The sequence below is a fragment of the Brevundimonas sp. TWP1-3 genome (genome assembly GCF_049896085.1).
Taxonomy (GTDB): Bacteria; Pseudomonadota; Alphaproteobacteria; order Caulobacterales; family Caulobacteraceae; genus Brevundimonas.
Genome location: NZ_JAFCTP010000002.1, coordinates 72745 through 92830, shown reverse-complemented (window position 1 = coordinate 92830; position 20086 = coordinate 72745). Strand labels below are relative to the sequence as shown.

Below are 20086 nucleotides of genomic sequence, written 5' to 3'. Positions count from 1 at the left end.
CATGCCGCGATTAGCCTTGTTCTTCAACCGAGTCCGTTTCAAGGCGAACGGCCAGCGACAGCAGGTCGCTCCACACCTGACGCTTGGCCTGGGGCTGACGCAGCAGGAAGGCCGGATGCAGGGTCGGCATGACGGGGGCGGACACCGCACCCTCCGCCAGACGCCATTCCTTCCAATTGCCACGCAGCTTCATGATCCCCTCTTCGGCCTGAAGCACGGACTTGGCCGAGGCCGCGCCCAGCAGCAGGACGGCCTTGGGCTGCAACAGGGCGAAGGCGCGCTCGACGAAAGGAGCGCAGACCGCCTGCTCCTGCGGGCTGGGCGTGCGATTGCCGGGCGGGCGCCAGAAGACGGTGTTGGTGATGAAGACCTTGTCGGTCAGGCCCGCCGCCGCCAGCATCCGGTCCAGCAACTGGCCCGCCTTGCCGACGAAGGGCTGGCCGGCCCGGTCCTCGTCACCGCCGGGGCCTTCGCCGATGATCAGGACCGAGGCGTTGGGATTGCCGCGCCCGAACACCGACTGGGTCGCGCCCATGCCGCGCAGGGGACAGCCCTCGAAGGCCGCGACGGCCGCCGCCAGATCTTGAAGCGTCGCCGCGCCTGTGGCCAGTCGCCGCGCCTCGGCGATGGCGTCCTCGGCGTTGGCGCCGACCAGCGGCATGACGACCGAGGCGGTCGCCTTCTGCAACGCTTTGACGGCCGGCGGCGGGGCCACATGGGTGTGGTCGACGGGCGCATCGCCATAGCAGGCGTCCACCCCCGCATCCCGCCAGAAGGCGAGCAGGCTTTCGACTGCAGCGATGTCGTGGGGTTGTGCGTTCATGTCTCGGGCTACCGATAGGCCTTGACCGCCCTCGCGTCACCTTCCGATAAGCGGCATAACCACAGAACAAGCTGGATTTCAGGGGAAGACATGGCCGAAGAAGCCATCGAGGGCGGCGCAGAGAACGCCCGCCAGGAAGCGATCATCGACAATCTGCCGCCGCTGCAGGCGCTGGACGGCGTCGAACGCGAGGTCATGGAATACGACGTCGTCATCGTCGGCGGCGGCCCCGCCGGCCTGTCGGCCGCCATCCGCCTGAAGCAGCGGGCGGAAAAGGACGGCAAGGACATCACTGTCGCCGTGCTCGAAAAGGCGGCCGAGGTCGGCGGCCATATCCTGTCCGGCGCGGTCATCGATCCCAAGGCGCTGAATGAACTGTTCCCCGACTGGAAGGAACGCGGCGCGCCGCTGGAGACGCCGGTCACAAAGGACAGGTTCCTGCTGCTGGGTCCGCAGGGCGAGGCGTCCTTGCCCATGCCCCTGCTGCCGCCCTTCATGCACAACCACGGCTGCTACATCGCCTCGCTGGGCAATGTCACCCGCTGGCTGGGAGAACAGGCCGAGGCCCTGGACGTCGAGGTCTATCCCGGCATGGCCGCCAGTCACGTCGTCTGGGAAGAGGAGACGGGCCGGGTCAAGGGCGTCGTCGCCGGCGTCTTCGGCATCGACCGCGAGGGCAAGCCCACCGACGACTTCCAGCCGGGCATCGAACTGCACGGCAAATATGTCTTCATCGCCGAGGGCGTGCGCGGCTCCCTGGCCAAGACCATCATCGCCAAACACAAGCTTCAGGACGGCAAGTCGCCGCAGAAATACGGCATCGGCCTGAAGGAGCTGTGGCAGGTGCCCGCCGAGCAGCACCAGCCCGGCCTGGCCCAGCACACCACCGGCTGGCCCCTGGACGAACACACCGGGGGCGGCAGCTTCCTGTACCATTTCGGCGACCGCTACGTGGCTATCGGCTATGTCGTGCACCTGAACTACAAGAACCCGTTCCTGTCGCCATTCGACGAGTTCCAGCGGTTCAAGCACCACCCGTCCATCGCCCCGCACCTGGAAGGCGGCACGCGCATCTCGTACGGCGCCCGCGCCATCACCGAGGGCGGCTTGCAGTCGATACCGAAACTCAGCTTCCCCGGCGGCGTCCTGATCGGCTGTTCGGCCGGTTTCGTGAACGTGCCCCGCATCAAGGGCAGCCATAATGCGATGAAGACCGGCATGCTGGCCGCCGACGCCGCCTATGACGCGGTTCAGGCGGGACGCAGCGGCGACGAACTGGTCGAATACCAGACCGCCTTCGAAAAGAGCTGGGTCCATAAGGAGCTGTCGGTCGTCAAGAACGCCAAGCCCCTGCTGTCCAAGTTCGGCACGACCCTGGGCGGGGCGTTCGGCATGTTCGACATGTGGTGCCGCACCCTGCTGGGCGGCTGGTCGCCGATCCCGACGCTGAAGCACGAGAAGACCGACGCCGCCTCGACCGAGCTGGCGGCGAACCACAGGGAAATCCGCTATCCCAAGCCGGACGGGAAGCTGTCGTTCGACAAGCTGTCGTCGGTCTTCATCTCCAACACCAACCATGCCGAGGATCAGCCGGCCCACCTGAAGCTGCTGGACCCGTCCAAGCCGATCCAGGTCAACCTGCCCAAATACGGCGAACCGGCGCGGCTGTATTGCCCGGCGGGCGTGTACGAGGTCGTCTATGCGGACGAGGTCGCCAAGACCGATCCGCGTTTCGTCATCAACGCCCAGAACTGCGTCCACTGCAAAACCTGCGACATCAAGGATCCGTCGCAGAACATCGTCTGGACCACGCCCGAGGGCGGCGGCGGTCCCAACTATCCGAACATGTGACGGAATAACCCCTTCAACCCTCTCATCCCGGCTTTCGCCGGGATGAGAGGAGTGGGGGAGCAATCATCTGTCCTCTTGCGGGGGCGGGTGAAAGCGTGAAGGGTCGAGGCATGATCGCCTCCCGTTCGCGCCCTCCTCATTCGCGTCTGTTCGCCGCCTCCCTGACCGTTCTCGCCTTGGCCGCCGCCGGGCAGGCCGGCGCACAGGAAACCCCGCCTGCCGCGCCGACGCCGGAAACCCATCCTCCGGCGATCATTCTCAAGCCAGGCGAGCCGACGCCGGGCCAGGCGCCTTCGGATCAGGCGCCGTCCAGCCAGGACGCTGCGCCCGATCCCTTCATCATCATCACCGACACCCCGGTCACGCCGCCCATCCCAGCGGTCTGGGCGCCGATCCCCACGAACGCCGAGGGCCGCAGCGCCTATGGCCTGTATCTGGCGGGCAAGCTGGCTCTGATGCAGGGCGAGGGCGCCATCGGCTCGAACTATCTGGCCCAGGCCGAGCAACTGGTTCCCGAGCAGCCGCGCGTGCGCGAACAGGCCTTCACCTCGGCCTTGCTGACCGGCGATCTGGACGTGGCGGCGGCGCTGGCGCCCACCGATGCGACCGCCTCGCCCGCCTTCGTCGAGGGCGGACGCCTGGTCCGGCTGGTTCAGGACTTCGTACGCGGCGACGCCAGGACGCCCAACGCCGCCCTGGCCCAGCAACCCATCGGCGCCCCCCATGCCCGCGCCGGTCTGCTGGTCGCGCCGTGGATCGCGGCGGCGGCAGGGGACTGGAGCCGCGCGCTTCAGCCCGCGCCGATCAGCGGCGATCCCCTGACCCTGGCCTTCGCCCGGATGAACCGCGCCGCCCTGCTGGAAAAGCGCCGCGACTATGCCGAGGCCGAGGTCGAGCTGAAGGCCGCCGCGGACGTGGCCGGTGTCGGCGCCCTGTTCAAACGCCCCTATGGGGAGTTCATGGAACGGCGCGGCCGTCGCGACGACGCCATCGCCCTGTATGAGGCCGCGATCGCGGTTCAGCCGGTCGATCCCGGCGTCGTCCGCGCGTTGCAGCGGGTGCGCGACGGCGGTCGGCCCCCGGTCCTGCCCGACTTCCGCGAAGGCGCGGCGCAAGGTCTGATCACCGCCGCCGCCCAGGCGTCGGCCGAGCGCGGCAACGAGTTCGCCGCCGTCTATCTGCGGCTCGCGCAGAACCTGCACGACGATGACGAGACCGAGTTCCAGCTGGCCCAGGTCCTGTCGCGCGCCGGCTTGAAGTCGGCCGCCCGCAGCGCCCTGTCGCGCGTCGGGACCGACGATCCCCAGCTCTACGCCGCCGCCCGCGCCCAGCTTGCCATTGCGCTGGAAGAGGATGGCCAGTCGGACAACGCCCTGGCCGAACTGCGTCGCGCCGCCGCCGCCAGCCCCGACGACCGTCGGATCGCCCTGGTCCTGGCGGGGCAGTTGATGCAGTTGAAACAGCATGACGAGGCGCTGACCCTGCTGGACGGCCCGGTGCTGAACACCGCCGATCAGGGCCCCAGCGTCCACTTCCTGCGCGGCGCCGCCTTTGAGGCCCTGGGCCGCACGCCCGAGGCCGAGGCCGAACTGTGGGCTGCGCTCCAGACCGCGCCCAACGACGCCGACATGCTGAATTACCTGGGCTATCTGTGGGTCGACAAGGGCCTGCGGGTCCAGGAGGGCGCCGAGATGATCGCCCGCGCCCATGCGCTGGAGCCCGAAAACGGCAACATCCAGGACTCGCTGGGCTGGGCCCAGTTCAAACAGGGCCAGTTCGAAACCGCCGTCGACACCCTGGAACAGGCCGTCGACAAGGAGCCGTCCAACGCCGAGATCAACGACCATCTCGGCGACGCATACTGGCGGGTGGGCCGCGAACGCGAGGCAGTCTGGCTGTGGAACCGCGTCCTGGTGCTGGAGCCCGAACCCGAGCGCCGCGCCGATGTCGAGCGCAAGATCGCCAATGGGCTGGACGGAACTCCATCGGCTCAAGGTGTTTCGAACTAACCTAAAATCCGCTCATCCCCGCGAAAGCGGGGACCCAGTGCTTTGGGCGAACAATGCGTAAGATCGTTGAGCGATGCTCGTCCAATGCACTGCCAAGCGACAGAACTGGGTCCCCGCTTTCGCGGGGATGAGCGGATGAAATCTGTCCTGCCTTGGGATAGTCAGACCCTATGATCCCACTGACAGCCCTGGCTCCGGCCAAGATCAATCTGTTCCTGCATGTCGGGGCGGTGGACGCCGACGGCTATCACCCCCTGTCCAGCCTGGTCGCCTTCGCCGATGTGGGGGACGAAGTGTCGGTCGAGCCGGCCGACAGTCTGTCCCTCGATGTGACCGGCCCGTTCGGCGAGGCGCTGGGCGCTACGCCCGACAACCTAATCCTGCGCGCGCTTCTGCGCCTGGGCGAGGTCTCAGGCATCGCAGAGCCGAAGCTGAAGGTGACGCTGGACAAGCGCCTGCCTATCGCGGCCGGGCTGGGCGGCGGGTCGTCCGACGCGGGCGCGGCGCTGAAGCTGGCGCGGCAAGCCCTGTCGCTGGACATCGACGATGATGCGCTGGAGGCGGTCGCCGGCGTCGTGGGTGCGGACGGCCCGATGTGCCTACGCATGCGCACCGCCTGGGCCGAGGGCAGGGGAGACGTGCTGACCGACGAGCCGCGCCTGCCGCCGCTGCCGGCCGTCCTGTTCAACCCCGGCGTTCCGTCCCCGACCGGCGCCGTCTATCGGGCCTATGACGCCGGGCCGGTGCGCACAGCTGACCGGCCAGACTCCCCGCACGACTGGTCCGTCGCCGCCGTCATCGACTGGCTGTCGGTTCAGCGCAACGACCTCCAGCCCCCGGCGCTGGCCCTGACGCCCGCCATCGCGGACGCCCTCGCCGCCGTGGCCGCCACGCCGGATGTGGCCCTGACCCGCATGTCCGGTTCGGGCGCAACGGTGTTCGGCCTGTATCCCACCGAGGCGGCGGCCCAGGCGGCGGCGCGAACGCTGGCTGCCGCTCATCCCCACGCCTGGGTCACAGCAACGCGCTTGGCCGTTCAGTAGCGTTCGAGCTTTGTGGCCGAATACTGGCCATTCGACCTGTGGAACGCCGATATCGCCAAGGTCTCGCCTTGATCATCACAATCGTTACGGATTGTTTCGAAATCTCGGAACCAGATCACGGTGTTCTGATTTGAGTCCGCAGTTCCGATGACTGGAACGGGTCGCCGCTCCCCTCATGGTGATCCTCAAACAGAAAAAGGATACCGTCATGCTTCGTGCAAAACTGCTTGCCGCAACCGCCGTGGTCACCCTGATGGCCGCGCCCGCCTTCGCTCAGGACGTCACTCCGCCGACCTCGCCCGCCCCGGCCGAGGCCCCCGTGCCCCAGAGTGATCCGTCCATGCCTGCCGCGCCCGCGTCATCGGCGCCGGCCGCTGAAGCCGCAGCGCCGGCTGCAACGGATGTCGCCCAGGCCGCCACGCCGGCCGCCGGCGAAACCGTCGTCGACAAGCTGAAAGCGAGCGGCCAGTTCACCACCCTCCTGGCGGCCCTGGATGCGGCGCAACTGACCGACACCCTGGCGACGCGCCCGGCCATCTCGATCTTCGCCCCGACCGACGCGGCCTTCGCCGCCCTGCCTGAAGCGGACCGCACGCGTCTGATGGATCCGGCCAACGCCGCCGAACTGCGTCAGCTGCTGCTGTATCACGTCATCGTCGCCGACGTGACGCCCGACCAGATCATGGGCAAGAAGGGCGGCGTTCCGACCGCCGCCGAGAGCCAGGTCCTGCTGGACGGCACCGGCACGGCCATCAAGGCTGACGGCGCCACCGTGGTCAGCGCCGAACTGGACGCCTCGAACGGTGCCATCTTCCCGATCGACCAGGTCCTGAACCCGGCGAACTCCATGGCCGCCATGGGCGATGAAGAAGCCGCTGCTCCGGCCGAAGCCGCAGCCCCTGCGGAAGAGGCTGCTCCGGCCGCCCCCGCCGCGCCTGCGACGGCCCCGACGGGTGAACCGGCTGCGGCCACCACCACCACGGCCTCGCCCCCGGTCGCCAACCCGACCGACGGTCAGGTCGATCCCTCGGCCACGCCTCCGGTCGATGCGGCCGATCCCGCCGCTGACGGCGGCGACGAGGCCAACCCGACCCCTCAATAATACGGGTCACCCACGCGCTCGTTTGGTAGCGTGTTGAAGCGGAAGGCGGCGGGCCCTATGGTCCGCCGTCTTTTTTGCACCCCTCCCCACGAGCCCGATTTGACCCCCTCGACCGAGCCGCTCGCGTTTCAGGACCTGATCCTGACGCTCCACCGCTATTGGGGCGAGCAGGGCTGCGCCATTCTTCAGCCCTACGACATCGAGGTCGGGGCCGGCACCCTGCACCCCGCCACCGTCCTGCGCGCGCTCGGCCCCAAGCCGTGGAAGGCCGCCTATGTCCAGCCCAGCCGCCGCCCCGGCGACGGCCGCTATGGTGAAAACCCGAACCGCCTCCAACACTATTACCAATACCAGGTCATCCTGAAGCCGAACCCGGACAACCTTCAGGAGCTGTACCTGGGGTCGCTGGCGGCGATCGGCATCGATCCGAAACTGCACGACATCCGCTTCGTCGAGGACGACTGGGAGAACCCGACCGTGGGGGCCTGGGGCCTGGGCTGGGAGGTCTGGTGCGACGGGATGGAGGTGACGCAGTTCACCTATTTCCAGGGCGTCGGCGGCATCGAGGTGGACGTGGTCTCGGGCGAGCTGACCTACGGGCTGGAGCGCCTGGCCATGTATGTCCAGGGCGTGGACAACGTCTACGACCTGAAGTTCACCAAGGAGGGCCTGACCTATGGCGAGGTCTTCCTGGAGAACGAGCGGCAACAGTCGGAGGCCAATTTCCACGGCTATGACGTGGACGGGCTGAAACGCCGGTTCGAGGACATGGTGTCTGAAGTTCAGCGCCTGCTGGACATGCGCGGCCCGCAAAACCAGCCCCTGGTCCTGCCGGCCTATGACCAGGTGCTGAAGGCCAGCCACCTGTTCAACCTGATGGACGCCCGTGGCGCCATCGCCGTCGCCGAACGCCAGAGCTACATCGGCCGCATCCGCGACCTCTGCAAAGCCTGCGCCCTGGCCTATGTCGAAAATGAAAAGGCCGCGTCGTGAGCACTGTTTCCGGAATCCTCTCGTTCGATCTGGCCGACATCAATCTGGAGCAGCACCCCGGCGAGGCGATCTCGCTGTTCTCCAGCGGCCGTGTGGAAATCGAAGGCCAGGAGTCGTGGGCCGAGGTGCGCATCGTCCGTCCTGCCGGTGATCTGAGCGGCCATCTGACCGCACAGCCCGGCGGCTGGCGCGGCGTGGTCGTGGTCAGCGACGAGTGGTTCGGCATCCTGCAGAACGCCTTCTTGGCCCCGCGCCCCTTCCTGCTGAACATCGCCTTCGGCGCAGATCCCGGTGCGGCCGACGCGCCGCTGGCCCTGCGGGACGTCGCCCTTACCCTGATGCGGTCTGCCGCCACGACCGAAGAGTCCGCCGACTGATGCCCCAACTTCTTCTCGAAATCTTCTCCGAAGAAATCCCCGCCCGCATGCAGCAGGGCGCCGCGCGCGACCTGGACCGCATGGTCTCCGACCGGCTCAAGGCCGCCGGCCTGACCTGGGATGCGCTGACCACTTATGCCGGCCCGCGCCGGCTGACCCTGGTCATCGACGGCCTGCCCGTCGCCACGCCCGACCGCGAGGAAGAGCTGAAAGGCCCGCGCGCCTCGGCCCCGGAACAGGCGCTGGAGGGCTTCCTGCGCAAGACCGGCCTGACCCGCGATCAACTGACCGAACGCGACGGCGTCCTGTTCGCCGTTCTGTCGTCCAAGGGCCGCGCCACGACCGATCTGGTCGCCGAGACGGTGGACCATGTCATCCGCACCTTCCCCTGGCCCAAGTCGATGCGCTGGGGTTCCGGCACGCTGCGCTGGGTCCGGCCGATCAAGCGCATCCTGTGCATCTTCGACGGCAAGGTGGTGCCGTTCGAGATCGACGGCATCCCATCGGATGCGATCACCGAGGGCCACCGCTTCATGGGCTCGGGCCAACCGCTGAAGGTCAGCGACTTCGTCGACTACCGCGCCCAACTGGAGAAAAACTTCGTCCTGATCGACGTGGCGGACCGACGCTTGCGCATCCTGGAACAGGCCAAGGCCGCCTGCGCCGCGCGCGGCCTGGCCTTGGTCGATGACGACGGCCTGCTGGACGAGGTGGCGGGTCTCGCCGAATGGCCGACCCCGATCCTGGGCGACATGGACCCGCAGTTCCTGGCCCTGCCGCCCGAGGTCGTGCGCCTGTCGATGAAGGTGCACCAGAAGTATTTCGCCGTTCGTGACCCGTCGAAGGACGGCTTGGCTCCCAACTTCCTGGTCGTCGCCAATGTCGAGGCCACCGACGGCGGCAAGGCCCTGGCCGCCGGCAACAGCCGCGTCCTGTCCGCCCGCCTGAACGACGCCCGCTTCTTCTGGGACGAGGACCAGAAGGTCGGCTTCGACGCCTGGAACTCCAAACTGTCCGGCGTCACCTTCCACGCCAAACTGGGCACATTGGCCGAGCGTGTCGAGCGCATCGCCGCCCTGGCCCGCGAGATCGCTCCCCTGGTCGGCGCTAATGCCGACGAAGCCGAGATGGCGGCGCGCCTGTCCAAGGCCGACCTGCTGTCGGGCATGGTCAGCGAGTTCCCGGAACTGCAGGGGGTCATGGGCGGCTATTACGCCCGCACCGCCGAGAACTTCCCCACCCGGGCTTCGCTGCGCTCCGCCGTCCCTCTCCATGAAGAGAAGGGAGAATCCGCGCCCGATCCTCTCCCTCCCCTTTATGGGGAGAGACCGGGAGGCGAAGCCGACCGCGGGTGGGGCCGTGACCAGCGCGACCGCATCGCCGACGCCATCCGCGACCATTACAAGCCGCAAGGCCCCGCCGACACGGTCCCGACCGCGCCCGTCACGGTCGCCGTCGCCCTGGCCGACAAGCTGGACACCCTGGTCGGCTTCTTCGCCATCGACGAAAAGCCCACGGGGTCGAAGGATCCGTTTGCGCTGCGGAGAGCGGCGCTGGGCGTGATCCGGCTGGTGCTGGAGAATGGTGTGCGAATTTCGTTGAGCGCCGCTGTCCAGCGCCAAGAACTTCGCGCGCAGACTAGCGCTGTTGATGTTTTGATCAATCAGCCAGTGTCAGAGACCTATGACGATCTCGCGACCCTGAAGGCCGAAACTCTCGCCAGGTTCCAAGACGCTGTGGCTAAGCGAAAGCAAGTCATGGCTAGGTTTGAAGAACGAGATGTAGACCTCAGAACGAAGACTGGGAGTTTTGAAGACGAGTTTTCCATCCTACCCTTCTTCGCCGACCGCCTGACCGTCCTCCTCCGCGACCGGGGCCAGCGCCACGACCTCGTCGCCGCCGTCTTCGCTCTGGGCGACGACGACCTCGTCCGCATCGTGCGTCGGGTGGAGGCGCTGGCCGCCTTCCTCGCCACCGACGACGGGGCCAATCTGCTGGCCGGCTACAAGCGCGCCTCCAACATCCTGCGCGCCGAAGAGAAGAAACCAACCCCGCTGCCGACCGGCATGGTCCAGACCGGCCTGCCGAACCAGCCCGAGCCCGAGACCGTCCTGGCCTTCGCCGTCGGCGCCGCCCGCACTGCCGTCGAGGCCGCGCTGGAGACCGAGGACTTCGCCGCCGCCATGACGGCCCTGGCCCGCCTGCGCGCCCCGGTGGACCGGTTCTTCGAGGACGTGCTGGTCAACTCCGACGTCCCCGCCGAACGCGACAACCGCCTGAAGCTGCTGGGCCAGGTGCGCGACGTTATGGGCCAGGTCGCGGACTTCGGCCAGATCGCGGGGTAGGGGAGAGCCTTCGCGCCGGTGGTCGTCGCCGATCCCGACCGGGCCGAGTGCGACCCGATGATGCGCTCGGTCCCCGCCCCCTCTCGCGCCGCGCGGTAAGCGGCTATGGTGGGGCGATGAGTCGGGCCGCGTCATGATCAAATACATCGGCTCCAAGCGCGCCTTGCTGGGCCATGTGACGGGCGCCGTCGCCGGCGTCCTGCCGCAGGGCGGGCGGGTCTGCGATCTGTTCTCGGGCACGGCGCGGGTCGGGCATGCGTTGAAGAAGCAGGGGTTTCAGGTGTGGTCGAACGACTACAACGCCTATGCCCACGCCCTGGCGACCGCCTATGTCCAGGCGGATCGGGAGCGGTGGATCGACCGGGTCGAGACCGTGCTGGCCGAGTTGCGGACGGTGACGCGGCAGGCGGGATGGTTCACCCAGGCCTTTTGCCAGGATGCGCGCTACTTCCACCCCGACAACGGCGCGCGCATCGACGCCATGCGCGACCGGATCGAGGCCATGGGGCTGGAGCCGGAGCTGAAGGCCATCGTCCTGGTCAGCCTGATGGAGGCGGCGGATCGAGTGGATTCCACCGCCGGGGTTCAGATGGCCTATATGAAACAGTGGGCCCCGCGAGCCTTGAAGACGCTGGAGCTGCGCACGCCGGACATGGTTGCGGCGGTGGACGGCGGCCCGTGCCGGGCGACGCACTGCGATGCCATCGAGATCGCCGAACAGGTCGAGGCGGACCTAGTCTATCTGGACCCGCCCTATAACCAGCATTCCTATCTGGCCAACTACCACTGTTGGGAGAGCCTGGTGCTGTGGGACCGGCCCGAGACCTATGGGATCGCCAACAAGCGGGTGGACGTCAGGACGCGCAAGAGCGCCTTCAACAGTCGGCCCGGCATCGGCCCGGCGCTGAAGACCGTGATCGAACGGGTCAAGGCGCCCAATCTGATCGTCAGCTTCAACGACGAAGGCTATCTGAGCCGGGCCGAACTGGTCGAGATGCTGTCGGCGCGGGGCCATGTTCAGGTGCTGGAGGTGGCGCACCCGCGATACGTCGGCGCCCGGATCGGCATCCATAATCCCAAGGGCGAGAAGGTCGGGACGGTCGGGAGGCTGAGGAACGTCGAACATCTGTTCGTGGTCACGGATCGGCCGGTCGAACTGCCTGTGGCCGCATAAGCGCAGCGAAAACAACAGTCGCAAGTTGCGGAACGCGAATCGCGGCGTGTCGTTGTGGATGTATGCAACCGCACACGCACCGCTCTCCGAACACCGACCGCGCCGACGACTACCGCGTCCGGCCGGCCGCGGAGCCGCATTCGTGGGCGCCGCGTGTCGCCAAGGCCGATTGGGGCTGGGATGCGCCGGCCGCCGATGCACGGCCGACATTCACGCACAACGCCGCCCGCTATAGTCGCCCGAACGAGGCGACGCCGTCGGTCGAGCATGTCGATCTCGAACCCGAGCTGAGCCCGCCGCCGCGCTGGATGATGGCGCTGGCCGGCGCCGCCGTGGCCGCCCTGATGGGCGCGCTGATGGGCGGCTTTATGCACATCTGAGGCGGTTTCAGGCGTCCTGAAGCAGGGCCTTGATCGGGGACCAGCTGCGCCGGTGGGCGGGGCAGGGGCCCAATGTTTTCAAGGCGTTCTGGTGGATCGGCGCGTTGTAGCCCTTGTGGCTGGCGAATCCGTAGCCGGGATATTGCGCGTCCAGATCGATCATCAGCCGATCCCGCGCCGTCTTGGCCAGGATCGACGCCGCCGCGATGGATAGCGACAGGCCGTCGCCGCCGACCACGGTCTGGATTTCGCACGGCAGTTTGAAGCGGTAGTTGCCGTCTACCAGAGCCGCGACCGGCTGGACCTGCAGAGCCTCGATGGCGCGGCACATGGCCAGGCCGGTGGCGTGCAGGATGTTCAGATCCTCGATCTCCTCCACCGAGGCGAAGCCGACGCCCCAGGCGACGGCGCGGGCCTTGATCTCGGGCTCCAGCGCGGCGCGGCGCTTTTCCGTCAGGGCCTTGGAATCGTCTATGCCAAGGGGCAGGTCGTCGGGGTTCAGAATGACCGCTCCGGCCGACACCGGGCCGGCCCACGGTCCGCGCCCCGCCTCGTCCACGCCGCAGACGTGACCGTTGACGCGCTGGATCAGCACCGTCTCCAGCGCGAGGGTCGGGAAGGCCTTGGGGTTTGAGGGGGCTTTAGCCATGGCCCGCCATCGCACGAACCTGGGCGTGACGGAAGCAGGTCGTCTGGTGATCGTTGACCATGCCCACGGCCTGCATGAAGGCATAGACGATCACCGGGCCGCAGAAGTTGAAGCCGCGCTTCTTGAGGGCCTTGGCCATGGTGACCGACTGTTCGGTCTGGGTCGGGGCCTGGCGGAAGTCGGCGTGGGTCGTCTGGATCGGTTCGCCGTCGACGAAGGACCAGAGCCAGGCGGAGAAGTCCTCATCGTTGTCGCGCATCTCCAGCCAGATCTGAGCGCCCTGGATGGCGGCGTTGATCTTGGCGCGCGAGCGGATGATGCGGGGGTCGTTCAGCAGGCGCTGGATGTCGTCCTCGCCATAGCGGGCGACGATCTCGGGGTCGAAGCCGTCGAAGGCGTCGCGGATGCCCTCGCGCTTTCTCAAGATGGTGATCCAGGCGAGGCCGGCCTGGAAGCCGTCGAGGACCAGCTTCTCCCACAGGGCGCGCGGGTCGCGTTCCGGCACGCCCCATTCGGTGTCGTGATAGGCGATGTAGAGCGGGTCGGTGGTCCCGCACCAGCCGCAGCGGCCCGAGGCGTGTGAGTCGGTCATTGCGAGAGGTCGCCGGTTTGTTCGATTGTGTCCAGTTCCCTCTCCCGCTGGGAGAGGGCTTGAGCGCCCGGGAGCGTCAGCGATCGGTCTTGCGCGAAAGGGTGAGGGTCGGGACTGTGCGAACTTGCCCACCGGCCGACCCTCATCCGGCCCTTCGGGCCACCTTCTCCCACTGGGAGAAGGGAAGATCACGTTGGCCTCAGTCCCTGACCAATCCCCCGTCCACCACCAGGTTCTGACCCGTCACTGCGCGGCTCCACGGCGAGGCGAAGAAGAGGACGGCGTCGGCGAATTCTTCGGGGGTGGTCACCGACCGCAGGGGCGTCATGCCGGCGATGAGGTCGAAGACGGCCTCGGGCGTGGCGGCGCTGGCGTCGGTGGTGCGCAGAAGGCCGCCCGAGACCATGTTGACGGTGATGCCATCGGGGCCGAGGTCGCCGGCGGCGGTGCGGGTCAGCGACAGCAGGGCGGCCTTGGCGGCGGTGTAGTCGTGATAGGGCACGACCGGATTCTGGAACAGGTTGGTGCCGATGTTGACGACGCGGCCGAACCGGGCCGCCGCCATGCCGGGGGCGGTCGCCTGGATGGTGTTCAGCGCGCCGCGCACGACGGTCGAGAACTGGGCCGCCAGTTCGTCCCAGCCGATGTCGGTCATCTGCGACCGGGCGTCGCCGTTGAAGCTGTAGTCCAGGGCGTTGTTGACCACGGTGGTGACGGGGGCGCCGAAATGGGCCCGGGCGGCGGCGACCATGGCGTCGACGGCGGCGCGGTCGGTCACGTCAGCCTGGAGCGCGATAGCGCGGTCGCCGATCTCGGCGGCGAGGGCGGTCGCGGCGTCCTCGCTGGCGCGCCAGTTGATGATCACGCGGGCGCCTTCGTTGGCGAAGGCGCGGACGGCGGCGGCCCCGACGCCGCGTGCGCCGCCGGTGACGAGGACGATCTGGTCGGCGATCTTCATGGGAGACTCAAGTGTTTGAGGAGGGGAGGACGTCCTCGCCCATCCAGGCGGGTTTGCGCAAGCGCACAGGGCGGCCGTCCACGGCCAGGTCGCCGTCGAGCCGGTCGATCCGCAGCAGGGCCATGGCCGAGCCGTCACGACCCGACAGCACCTCGCCCGCACGCAGTTCGCCCTTCAGCACCTCGGCGCCGAAGGCTGGGGCGGGGCCGTCGAAGTCGAGCGGCAGCATCCGGTTCTTGATCGTTCCCCGGCGTTTCATGCGCGAGGTGGTCTCCTGTCCGACGAAACAGCCCTTCTGGAAGTCAATGCCGTTCAGCAGGTCGAAGTCGGCCTCGATCGGATAGGTCTTGTCCTGAGGGGCGTCGGCGGTCGGATCGGGCAGGCCGATGGACAGGCGGTGGGCGTCGTAGTCGGCCTGAGCGGCATCGGGCGTGGCCTCGCCATAGAGGCGGCCGCCCATCAGCGGGGTGCGCGGGTCGGGGATGAAGCCCTCGGGCGCGTCCGGCCAAGCGGCGAAGACGGCGCGGTCGTCGGCGGCGACCTGGACCTTGGCGCGGAGTTTGTACATCGAAAGGCGCTGGAGTAGGGCGTCGCGGCGCTCAGTCGCGACATCCAGCAGGACGCCGTCCGCCTGGCCCAGGACGAACAGGTCGAACAGCAGCCGGCCGGGCGGGGACAAAAGGGCGCCGAAGCGCAGCTCGCCCTCTGCCAGCGTCTCCACGTCCTGGGTCAGCAAATTGTGCAGGAAGGGCTTCGCGTCTTCGCCCGTAACGGAGATCAGGGCGCGGCTGTCGAGACGGGCGATGGGCATGGGCGCAAGATAGGGCGCAGGCGGCGGCTCCAGAAGACGCCGCGCCGAATTTAGGCGACGGCGGCGGCCTCGGGATCGAACAGGGGGTCGAAGTTGCGCCAGTCGCTGGCGCCCCAGGCCGTGACGCGGGTGACCAGATCGACGATGTTCATCGGCTTGGCGATGCAGTCGTCCATGCCGGCCTCTTCGTACTGGATCAGCTGTTCCGGCAGGGTGTTGGCGGTCAGGGCCAGGATCGGCGTGCGGCCGACCAGACCCGGCAGGGCGCGGATGGCGCGGGTCGCATCGACGCCGTCCATCACCGGCATCTGGATGTCCATCAGGATCACGTCCCAGTCACCGTCGCGGGCCGCCTCGACCCCTTGCGCGCCGTCGTTGGCGGTGGCGCAGACGATGCCCTGGGCGGACATGACGGCCATGACCAGGGCGCGGTTGCTGTCGTGATCGTCGACATAGAGGACGCGCAGGGCGGCGGCGTCTTCATTGGCGGCTGCGGGTTCCTCGATGACGGCGTCGAGCGTCGGCAGAGGAACGACCTTGTCGGACGACAGGTCGATCATGTCGTTGACGACGGACAACAGGCGCTGGCCCGCGCCATTGATCCGGTCGGCGTGGTCGCCGTGTTCCTGTGCCAGGCCGGCCTTGGACAACAGGTCCGAGAAGCCGATGACCGAATTCAGCGGCGTGCGCAGTTCGTGCGACATGTCGGTCAGGAACCGCTGACGGGCCTCGGCCATGGCGGTTTTCTGTTCAGCGGCGACGCGGGCCTGCTCGGCCTGGACCCGTTCGGTCACGTCGATCTCGGTCAGGATGAGGCCCAGGTGGCCGGTGACGGGATCGATGGCCGGGCGGATGTCCAGATGATGCCAGCGTGGCCCCTCGCGCGTGACGATCTCGCACACGTCGGCCGCCAGGTCGCCGGACAGGGCCGCCGCCAGCATGGGCTGGGCGCGCTCGGGCTGGGCGAACCGGGCCTCGAAGGGATGGGTGGTCGAGCCATAGGCCGCGAACGCCGCCGGATTGGAGAACAGCGGACGGCCTTCGCTGTCGAACAGGGAGATCAGGGTGGAGGTGTGGCGCAGGGCCTCGACCGCGCGACGTTCCTCGCTTTCGACCTCGATCGGGGCGGCCTCGAACAGCAGGACCGGCGTGCCGTCGTCCAGCCAGTAGGTCGAGATGACCGCCGTCACCGTCAGCGGCCGTCCGTTGGGATAGAAGGTCCAGTGTTCGGATAGGGTCTCGCCGTTCGCCGTCTCGCGCGCCAGCCGCTCGGTACGGGCCAGCACAGCCGGCGACATCTGGCTGAAGTCGCGGGCCAGGAGGGCGTCGAGGCTGTCGGAGCCCCAGAGATCCAGGGCGGCGGCGTTCGCATAGACGCCGCGCAGGGCGGACGGATCGAACATCCAGATCGGGCGTCGCAGCGCGTCCCAGGCCTGCATTTCCGGCGTATCTCTCAAAGCGGCGGCTTTACAGATTTCAGAATAGCGGCAAGGACTTAAGCTTCGGCTAAGCGGATGGGTCATCCTGGGTTGTCACGGCGTATCGTCGGGCGACGCCGTCGGGCTGGAAGTCATGCTCGGCCAGGGTGTCCAGCGAGCGCAGGACGCGGGCCAGGAAGGCGGCGGGGTCGCCGTCCTCGATCGCCGGGCGCAGCCAGTCGGTGACAACGGCGCGGGCCGGATAGGTCCCGACCGGGCCGGGGATGCTGAGCGCGACCTCGATCCCCTCGGCGATCCAGCCGACGACGGTCATGAAGACGTCTGGCGAGGCGAGGAAGTCCGAACGGCGCAGGACATACAGGGTGATGATCCCGTCCTCGACCCCGTCGGGGCGGACGATGACGCCGCTGTGGTCCGGCCGCCAGTCGTCGGACAGCTCGACCACGCGCCACAGGCAGAACCAGATGCGACAAGTGCTGGGCCGGATGGCGTGGACCGAACAGCCGGCGCCGTCGACGCAATAGGCGCACAGCTCGCCGGTCGGCTTGGCCAGTTCCGGCAGGTCCAGCGGAATGACCCGGCAGCATTCGACGCAGCCGCCGCAGGTCCGGCCGGGGAGGAGGGGAAGACTCACCCGGCTGCGCGTTCCAACTGGGCGATGCGGCGGTCCATGTCGGCGACGACGGCTTCCAGCCGGGCCTTTTCGGACACCATGTCGATGGGCGTGCCGTCCTCGTAGGAAATGGTGGCGCCCTTGGCGATCAGGTCCAGCCGATAGATGGCCGTGACGCGCTGGGCTTTGAAGCGTTCGAGGGCGGCGGCGGCTGCTGGATCGGGCGTCTGGATCATGGGCGCGGGTTCTAACCCATGGCGCCTGCCTGTGGAAACCTGCGTTTGACGCTGAACCCCCGATAGAATCCCTGTATCCGTCAACGGATGATCGGGCGGTTTCCCATCCTGTATATCGCCGAGGCGGACGCCGAGGACGCCGTGCTGTCTTCGGGCGTACTGGCGCATCTGGTCGAGAGCCTGCCGGATGCGACCTTCACGATCGTCGGATCGGCCGCCAGCGCGCCGCTGTTCGCCGACACGCCGCGCCTGACGAAGCTGATCGTGCTGGAGCGCGAGGGCCATTTCGAATGGATCGCCCTGTGGAACCAGGTGCGCGGGACCAAATGGGGTTTGGTCGTGGACATGCGCGGCTCGGACCTGTCGGGCAAGCTGAGGCGGCACAAGCGGGCGGTGCGGGGCAAGGATGCGCCGGGCCTTCATGCGGTCGAGGCGGCGGCGGCGGTGCTGAAGCTGGAGCCGGAGGAGATTCCGGCGCCGAAGCTGTTCGTGTCCGACGAGACGATGGCTCAGGTTCAGGCCTTGATCCCCACGACGGGCGGCGAGGGGCCGATTTTGGCGGTCGGGCCGGGCGTGGAATGGATGGGCAAGCGTTGGCCCGCCGAACGCTATGCCAAGGTGGCGGCCAAGCTGCTGGCGGACGACGGACCGCTGGCGGGCGGGCGGTTGATGATCGTGGGCGAGGAGATCGACCGCGAGGCGGCCCACACCATCCGCTACGCCGTGCCCCGCGCGCGGGTGATCGAGCTGCAGGGCAGGCTGACCCGGCTGCAGACTGTGGCGGCCCTGTCGAAATCGGCGCTGTATGTCGGGGCGGACTCGATCTGGACCCATCTGGCGACGGCCTCGGGCGCGCCGGTGGTGGCGGTGTTCGGCCCGTCGGACGAGACGACGCGCGGGCCGTGGAAGGGCGAGGCTGTGCGGGGGCCGCGCAGCTATGACGAGTTCAAGACGTTGGATCCGCGCCTGAACCAGGCGATCCAGCATATGATGGACCTGCCGTGGGAGCGGGTGCTGAAGACGGCGACGCGGATGTTGAAGGCGCGGAATTAACACCCCTCCATCCCGCTCATCCCCGCGAAAGCGGGGACCCAGTGCTTTGAGCGATCATTGTGTGAACGGGTTTCGATCAAGCAATCCCAGTGATCGTGTCCTGGCGAAAGAACTGGGTCCCCGCTTTCGCGGGGATGAGCGGAAATGTAGAAGCACGGCATCGAATAGAAGGATGCCCGCCCCATGACCCAGACCTATGACCTGATCGTCCGTGGCGGCGAGGTGGCGAACCATGCGGGGCGCGGCCCCGCCGACGTCGGGGTGATCGACGGCAAGATCGCCTTCATCGGCGACCTGTCCCAGGCCTCGGCCGGCGAGACCTTCGATGCGACCGGCCTGACGGTCCTGCCCGGCGTCATCGACACCCAGGTCCATTTCCGCGAACCGGGCCTGGAGTGGAAGGAAGACCTGGAGACCGGGTCGCGCGCCGCCGCCCTGGGCGGGGTCGTCGCCGTGTTCGAGATGCCGAACACCAATCCCAACACCACCGACCCGGACACCATGGCCGACAAGCTGTCGCGGGCGAAAGACCGGATGTGGACCGACCACGCCTTCTACGTCGGCGGCACGCACGAAAACGCCGATTATCTGGGCGAATTGGAGCGGCTGCCGGGCTGTTGCGGGGTCAAGGTCTTCATGGGCGCCTCGACCGGCGACCTGCTGATCGCCGACGACGAGGGGGTGCGCAAGGTTCTGTCGAACGTGCGCCGCCGCGCCACCTTCCACTCCGAGGACGAATACCGGCTGATCGAACGTCGCGGCCTGGCCCGCACCGGCGACTGGACAAGCCACCCCGAGGTCCGCGACGCCGAGAGCGCCATCCGCTCGACGCGGCGCCTGGTCGGCCTGGCCCAGGAGACCGGCGCGCGCATCCATGTGCTGCACGTCACGACCAGGGACGAGATGGAATATCTGCGCTTCCACAAGGACGTCGCCACCGTCGAGATCACGCCCCAGCACCTGACCCTGGTCGCGCCCGAGGCCTATGAGCGGCTGGGCAGCTACGCCCAGATGAACCCGCCGATCCGGTCGCAGGAGCATGTGGACGCCCTGTGGCTGTGGGGGATGCAGCAGGGCGTGGCGGACGTGCTGGGCTCCGACCACGCGCCGCATACCAAGGAAGAAAAGGCCAAGCCCTATCCGGCCTCGCCGTCGGGGATGCCGGGGGTGCAGACCCTGGTGCCGCTGATGCTGACGCACGTGGCCAATGGGCGGTTGAGCCTGGAGCGGTTCATCGACTTGACCTCGGCCGGCGCGCAACGGGTGTTCGGCACGGCCAACAAGGGGCGGATGGCCGTCAGTTACGACGCCGACCTGACCATCGTCGATCTGAAGGCGAAGCGGACGATCACCCACGACCAGCAGGCGACGCGCTGCGGCTGGACCCCATTCGACGGGGTGGAGGCGACCGGCTGGCCGATGGCGACCATCGTGCGCGGCCGGGTGGTGATGCAGGACGGCGAACTGATCGGATCGGCGCACGGCCGGCCGGTGCGGTTCATGGAGACGCTGTGAGGTCGCTTCGCCCCGCGATCTACTACCACTCCGTCATCCTCGGGCTTGACCCGAGGACCGGAGGGTCCGCTGCATTGCGTCGGCGGCGAGCGCACAGCCCGATCCGCACCCGGTCCTCGGGTC

Annotated in this window: 19 protein-coding genes; 11 read left to right on the top strand and 8 right to left on the bottom strand. The window is 68.0% G+C overall.

All coding sequences use genetic code 11. From position 1 onward, the window contains the following. Positions 1–10 precede the first annotated feature (10 nt). Positions 11–823 (bottom strand): uracil-DNA glycosylase, encoded by an 813-nt coding sequence (locus ACP693_RS12420; protein WP_426019826.1) that lies wholly within the window; start codon positions 821–823, stop codon positions 11–13. A gap of 195 nt (positions 824–1018) precedes the next feature. Here ACP693_RS12420 and ACP693_RS12415 point away from each other — a divergent pair, with 195 nt between their 5' ends. From ACP693_RS12415 to ACP693_RS12375, 9 genes are all read left to right on the top strand, one after another. Then, on the top strand, positions 1019–2674 hold the full coding sequence (locus ACP693_RS12415) for an electron transfer flavoprotein-ubiquinone oxidoreductase (RefSeq protein WP_426020731.1): 1656 nt from the start codon (positions 1019–1021) through the stop codon (positions 2672–2674). Positions 2675–2784: 110 nt separating this feature from the next. Then, entirely contained in the window at positions 2785–4683 is a 1899-nt protein-coding gene (locus tag ACP693_RS12410; protein ID WP_426019824.1) for a tetratricopeptide repeat protein, read from the top strand. A gap of 173 nt (positions 4684–4856) precedes the next feature. Continuing rightward, entirely contained in the window at positions 4857–5726 is an 870-nt protein-coding gene (locus ACP693_RS12405) for a 4-(cytidine 5'-diphospho)-2-C-methyl-D-erythritol kinase (RefSeq protein WP_426020730.1), read from the top strand. A 208-nt stretch (positions 5727–5934) separates the two neighbouring features. Then, complete coding sequence (locus ACP693_RS12400) at positions 5935–6828, top strand: fasciclin domain-containing protein (protein WP_426019822.1); 894 nt, start codon at positions 5935–5937, stop codon at positions 6826–6828. Positions 6829–6927: 99 nt separating this feature from the next. Beyond that, complete coding sequence (locus ACP693_RS12395) at positions 6928–7821, top strand: glycine--tRNA ligase subunit alpha (protein WP_426019820.1); 894 nt, start codon at positions 6928–6930, stop codon at positions 7819–7821. Next, positions 7818–8198, top strand: coding sequence for a hypothetical protein (locus tag ACP693_RS12390; RefSeq protein WP_426019819.1), 381 nt, complete (start codon positions 7818–7820; stop codon positions 8196–8198). Before ACP693_RS12395 ends, ACP693_RS12390 begins: the two co-directional genes overlap by 4 nt. Continuing rightward, on the top strand, positions 8198–10543 hold the full coding sequence (gene glyS / locus ACP693_RS12385) for a glycine--tRNA ligase subunit beta (RefSeq protein WP_426019817.1): 2346 nt from the start codon (positions 8198–8200) through the stop codon (positions 10541–10543). The genes ACP693_RS12390 and glyS overlap by 1 nt, the downstream gene beginning before the upstream one ends. A 133-nt stretch (positions 10544–10676) precedes the next feature. Then, positions 10677–11717 (top strand): DNA adenine methylase, encoded by a 1041-nt coding sequence (locus ACP693_RS12380; RefSeq protein ID WP_426019815.1) that lies wholly within the window; start codon positions 10677–10679, stop codon positions 11715–11717. A gap of 62 nt (positions 11718–11779) precedes the next feature. Further along, entirely contained in the window at positions 11780–12097 is a 318-nt protein-coding gene (locus ACP693_RS12375; protein ID WP_426019814.1) for a hypothetical protein, read from the top strand. 7 nt (positions 12098–12104) lie between these two features. Here ACP693_RS12375 and ACP693_RS12370 read toward each other — a convergent pair whose 3' ends face one another. The 7 genes from ACP693_RS12370 to ACP693_RS12340 form a co-directional block, all read right to left on the bottom strand. Next, entirely contained in the window at positions 12105–12746 is a 642-nt protein-coding gene (locus tag ACP693_RS12370) for a ribonuclease HII (RefSeq protein ID WP_426019812.1), read from the bottom strand. Further along, a complete protein-coding gene (locus ACP693_RS12365) occupies positions 12739–13338 on the bottom strand; it encodes a DNA-3-methyladenine glycosylase I (protein ID WP_426019811.1) in 600 nt (199 codons plus the stop codon). Before ACP693_RS12365 ends, ACP693_RS12370 begins: the two co-directional genes overlap by 8 nt. Before the next feature lie 199 nt (positions 13339–13537). Beyond that, positions 13538–14296, bottom strand: coding sequence for a 3-oxoacyl-ACP reductase (locus ACP693_RS12360; protein ID WP_426019809.1), 759 nt, complete (start codon positions 14294–14296; stop codon positions 13538–13540). 7 nt (positions 14297–14303) lie between these two features. Continuing rightward, the gene (locus tag ACP693_RS12355; protein WP_426019808.1) at positions 14304–15107 is read right to left on the bottom strand and encodes a YgfZ/GcvT domain-containing protein; all 804 of its coding nucleotides are present in this window, start codon (positions 15105–15107) and stop codon (positions 14304–14306) included. Positions 15108–15157: 50 nt separating this feature from the next. Then, entirely contained in the window at positions 15158–16546 is a 1389-nt protein-coding gene (locus ACP693_RS12350; RefSeq protein ID WP_426019806.1) for a response regulator, read from the bottom strand. 67 nt (positions 16547–16613) lie between these two features. Then, positions 16614–17180: a hypothetical protein gene (locus tag ACP693_RS12345; protein ID WP_426019804.1), complete on the bottom strand. Its 567-nt coding sequence runs from the start codon at positions 17178–17180 to the stop codon at positions 16614–16616. Further along, on the bottom strand, positions 17177–17395 hold the full coding sequence (locus ACP693_RS12340) for a hypothetical protein (protein ID WP_426019802.1): 219 nt from the start codon (positions 17393–17395) through the stop codon (positions 17177–17179). The genes ACP693_RS12345 and ACP693_RS12340 overlap by 4 nt, the downstream gene beginning before the upstream one ends. Positions 17396–17482: 87 nt before the next feature. Here ACP693_RS12340 and ACP693_RS12335 point away from each other — a divergent pair, with 87 nt between their 5' ends. Continuing rightward, the gene (locus tag ACP693_RS12335; RefSeq protein WP_426019800.1) at positions 17483–18448 is read left to right on the top strand and encodes a glycosyltransferase family 9 protein; all 966 of its coding nucleotides are present in this window, start codon (positions 17483–17485) and stop codon (positions 18446–18448) included. A gap of 183 nt (positions 18449–18631) precedes the next feature. Next, positions 18632–19963 (top strand): dihydroorotase, encoded by a 1332-nt coding sequence (locus tag ACP693_RS12330; RefSeq protein WP_426019799.1) that lies wholly within the window; start codon positions 18632–18634, stop codon positions 19961–19963. Positions 19964–20086 lie beyond the last annotated feature (123 nt).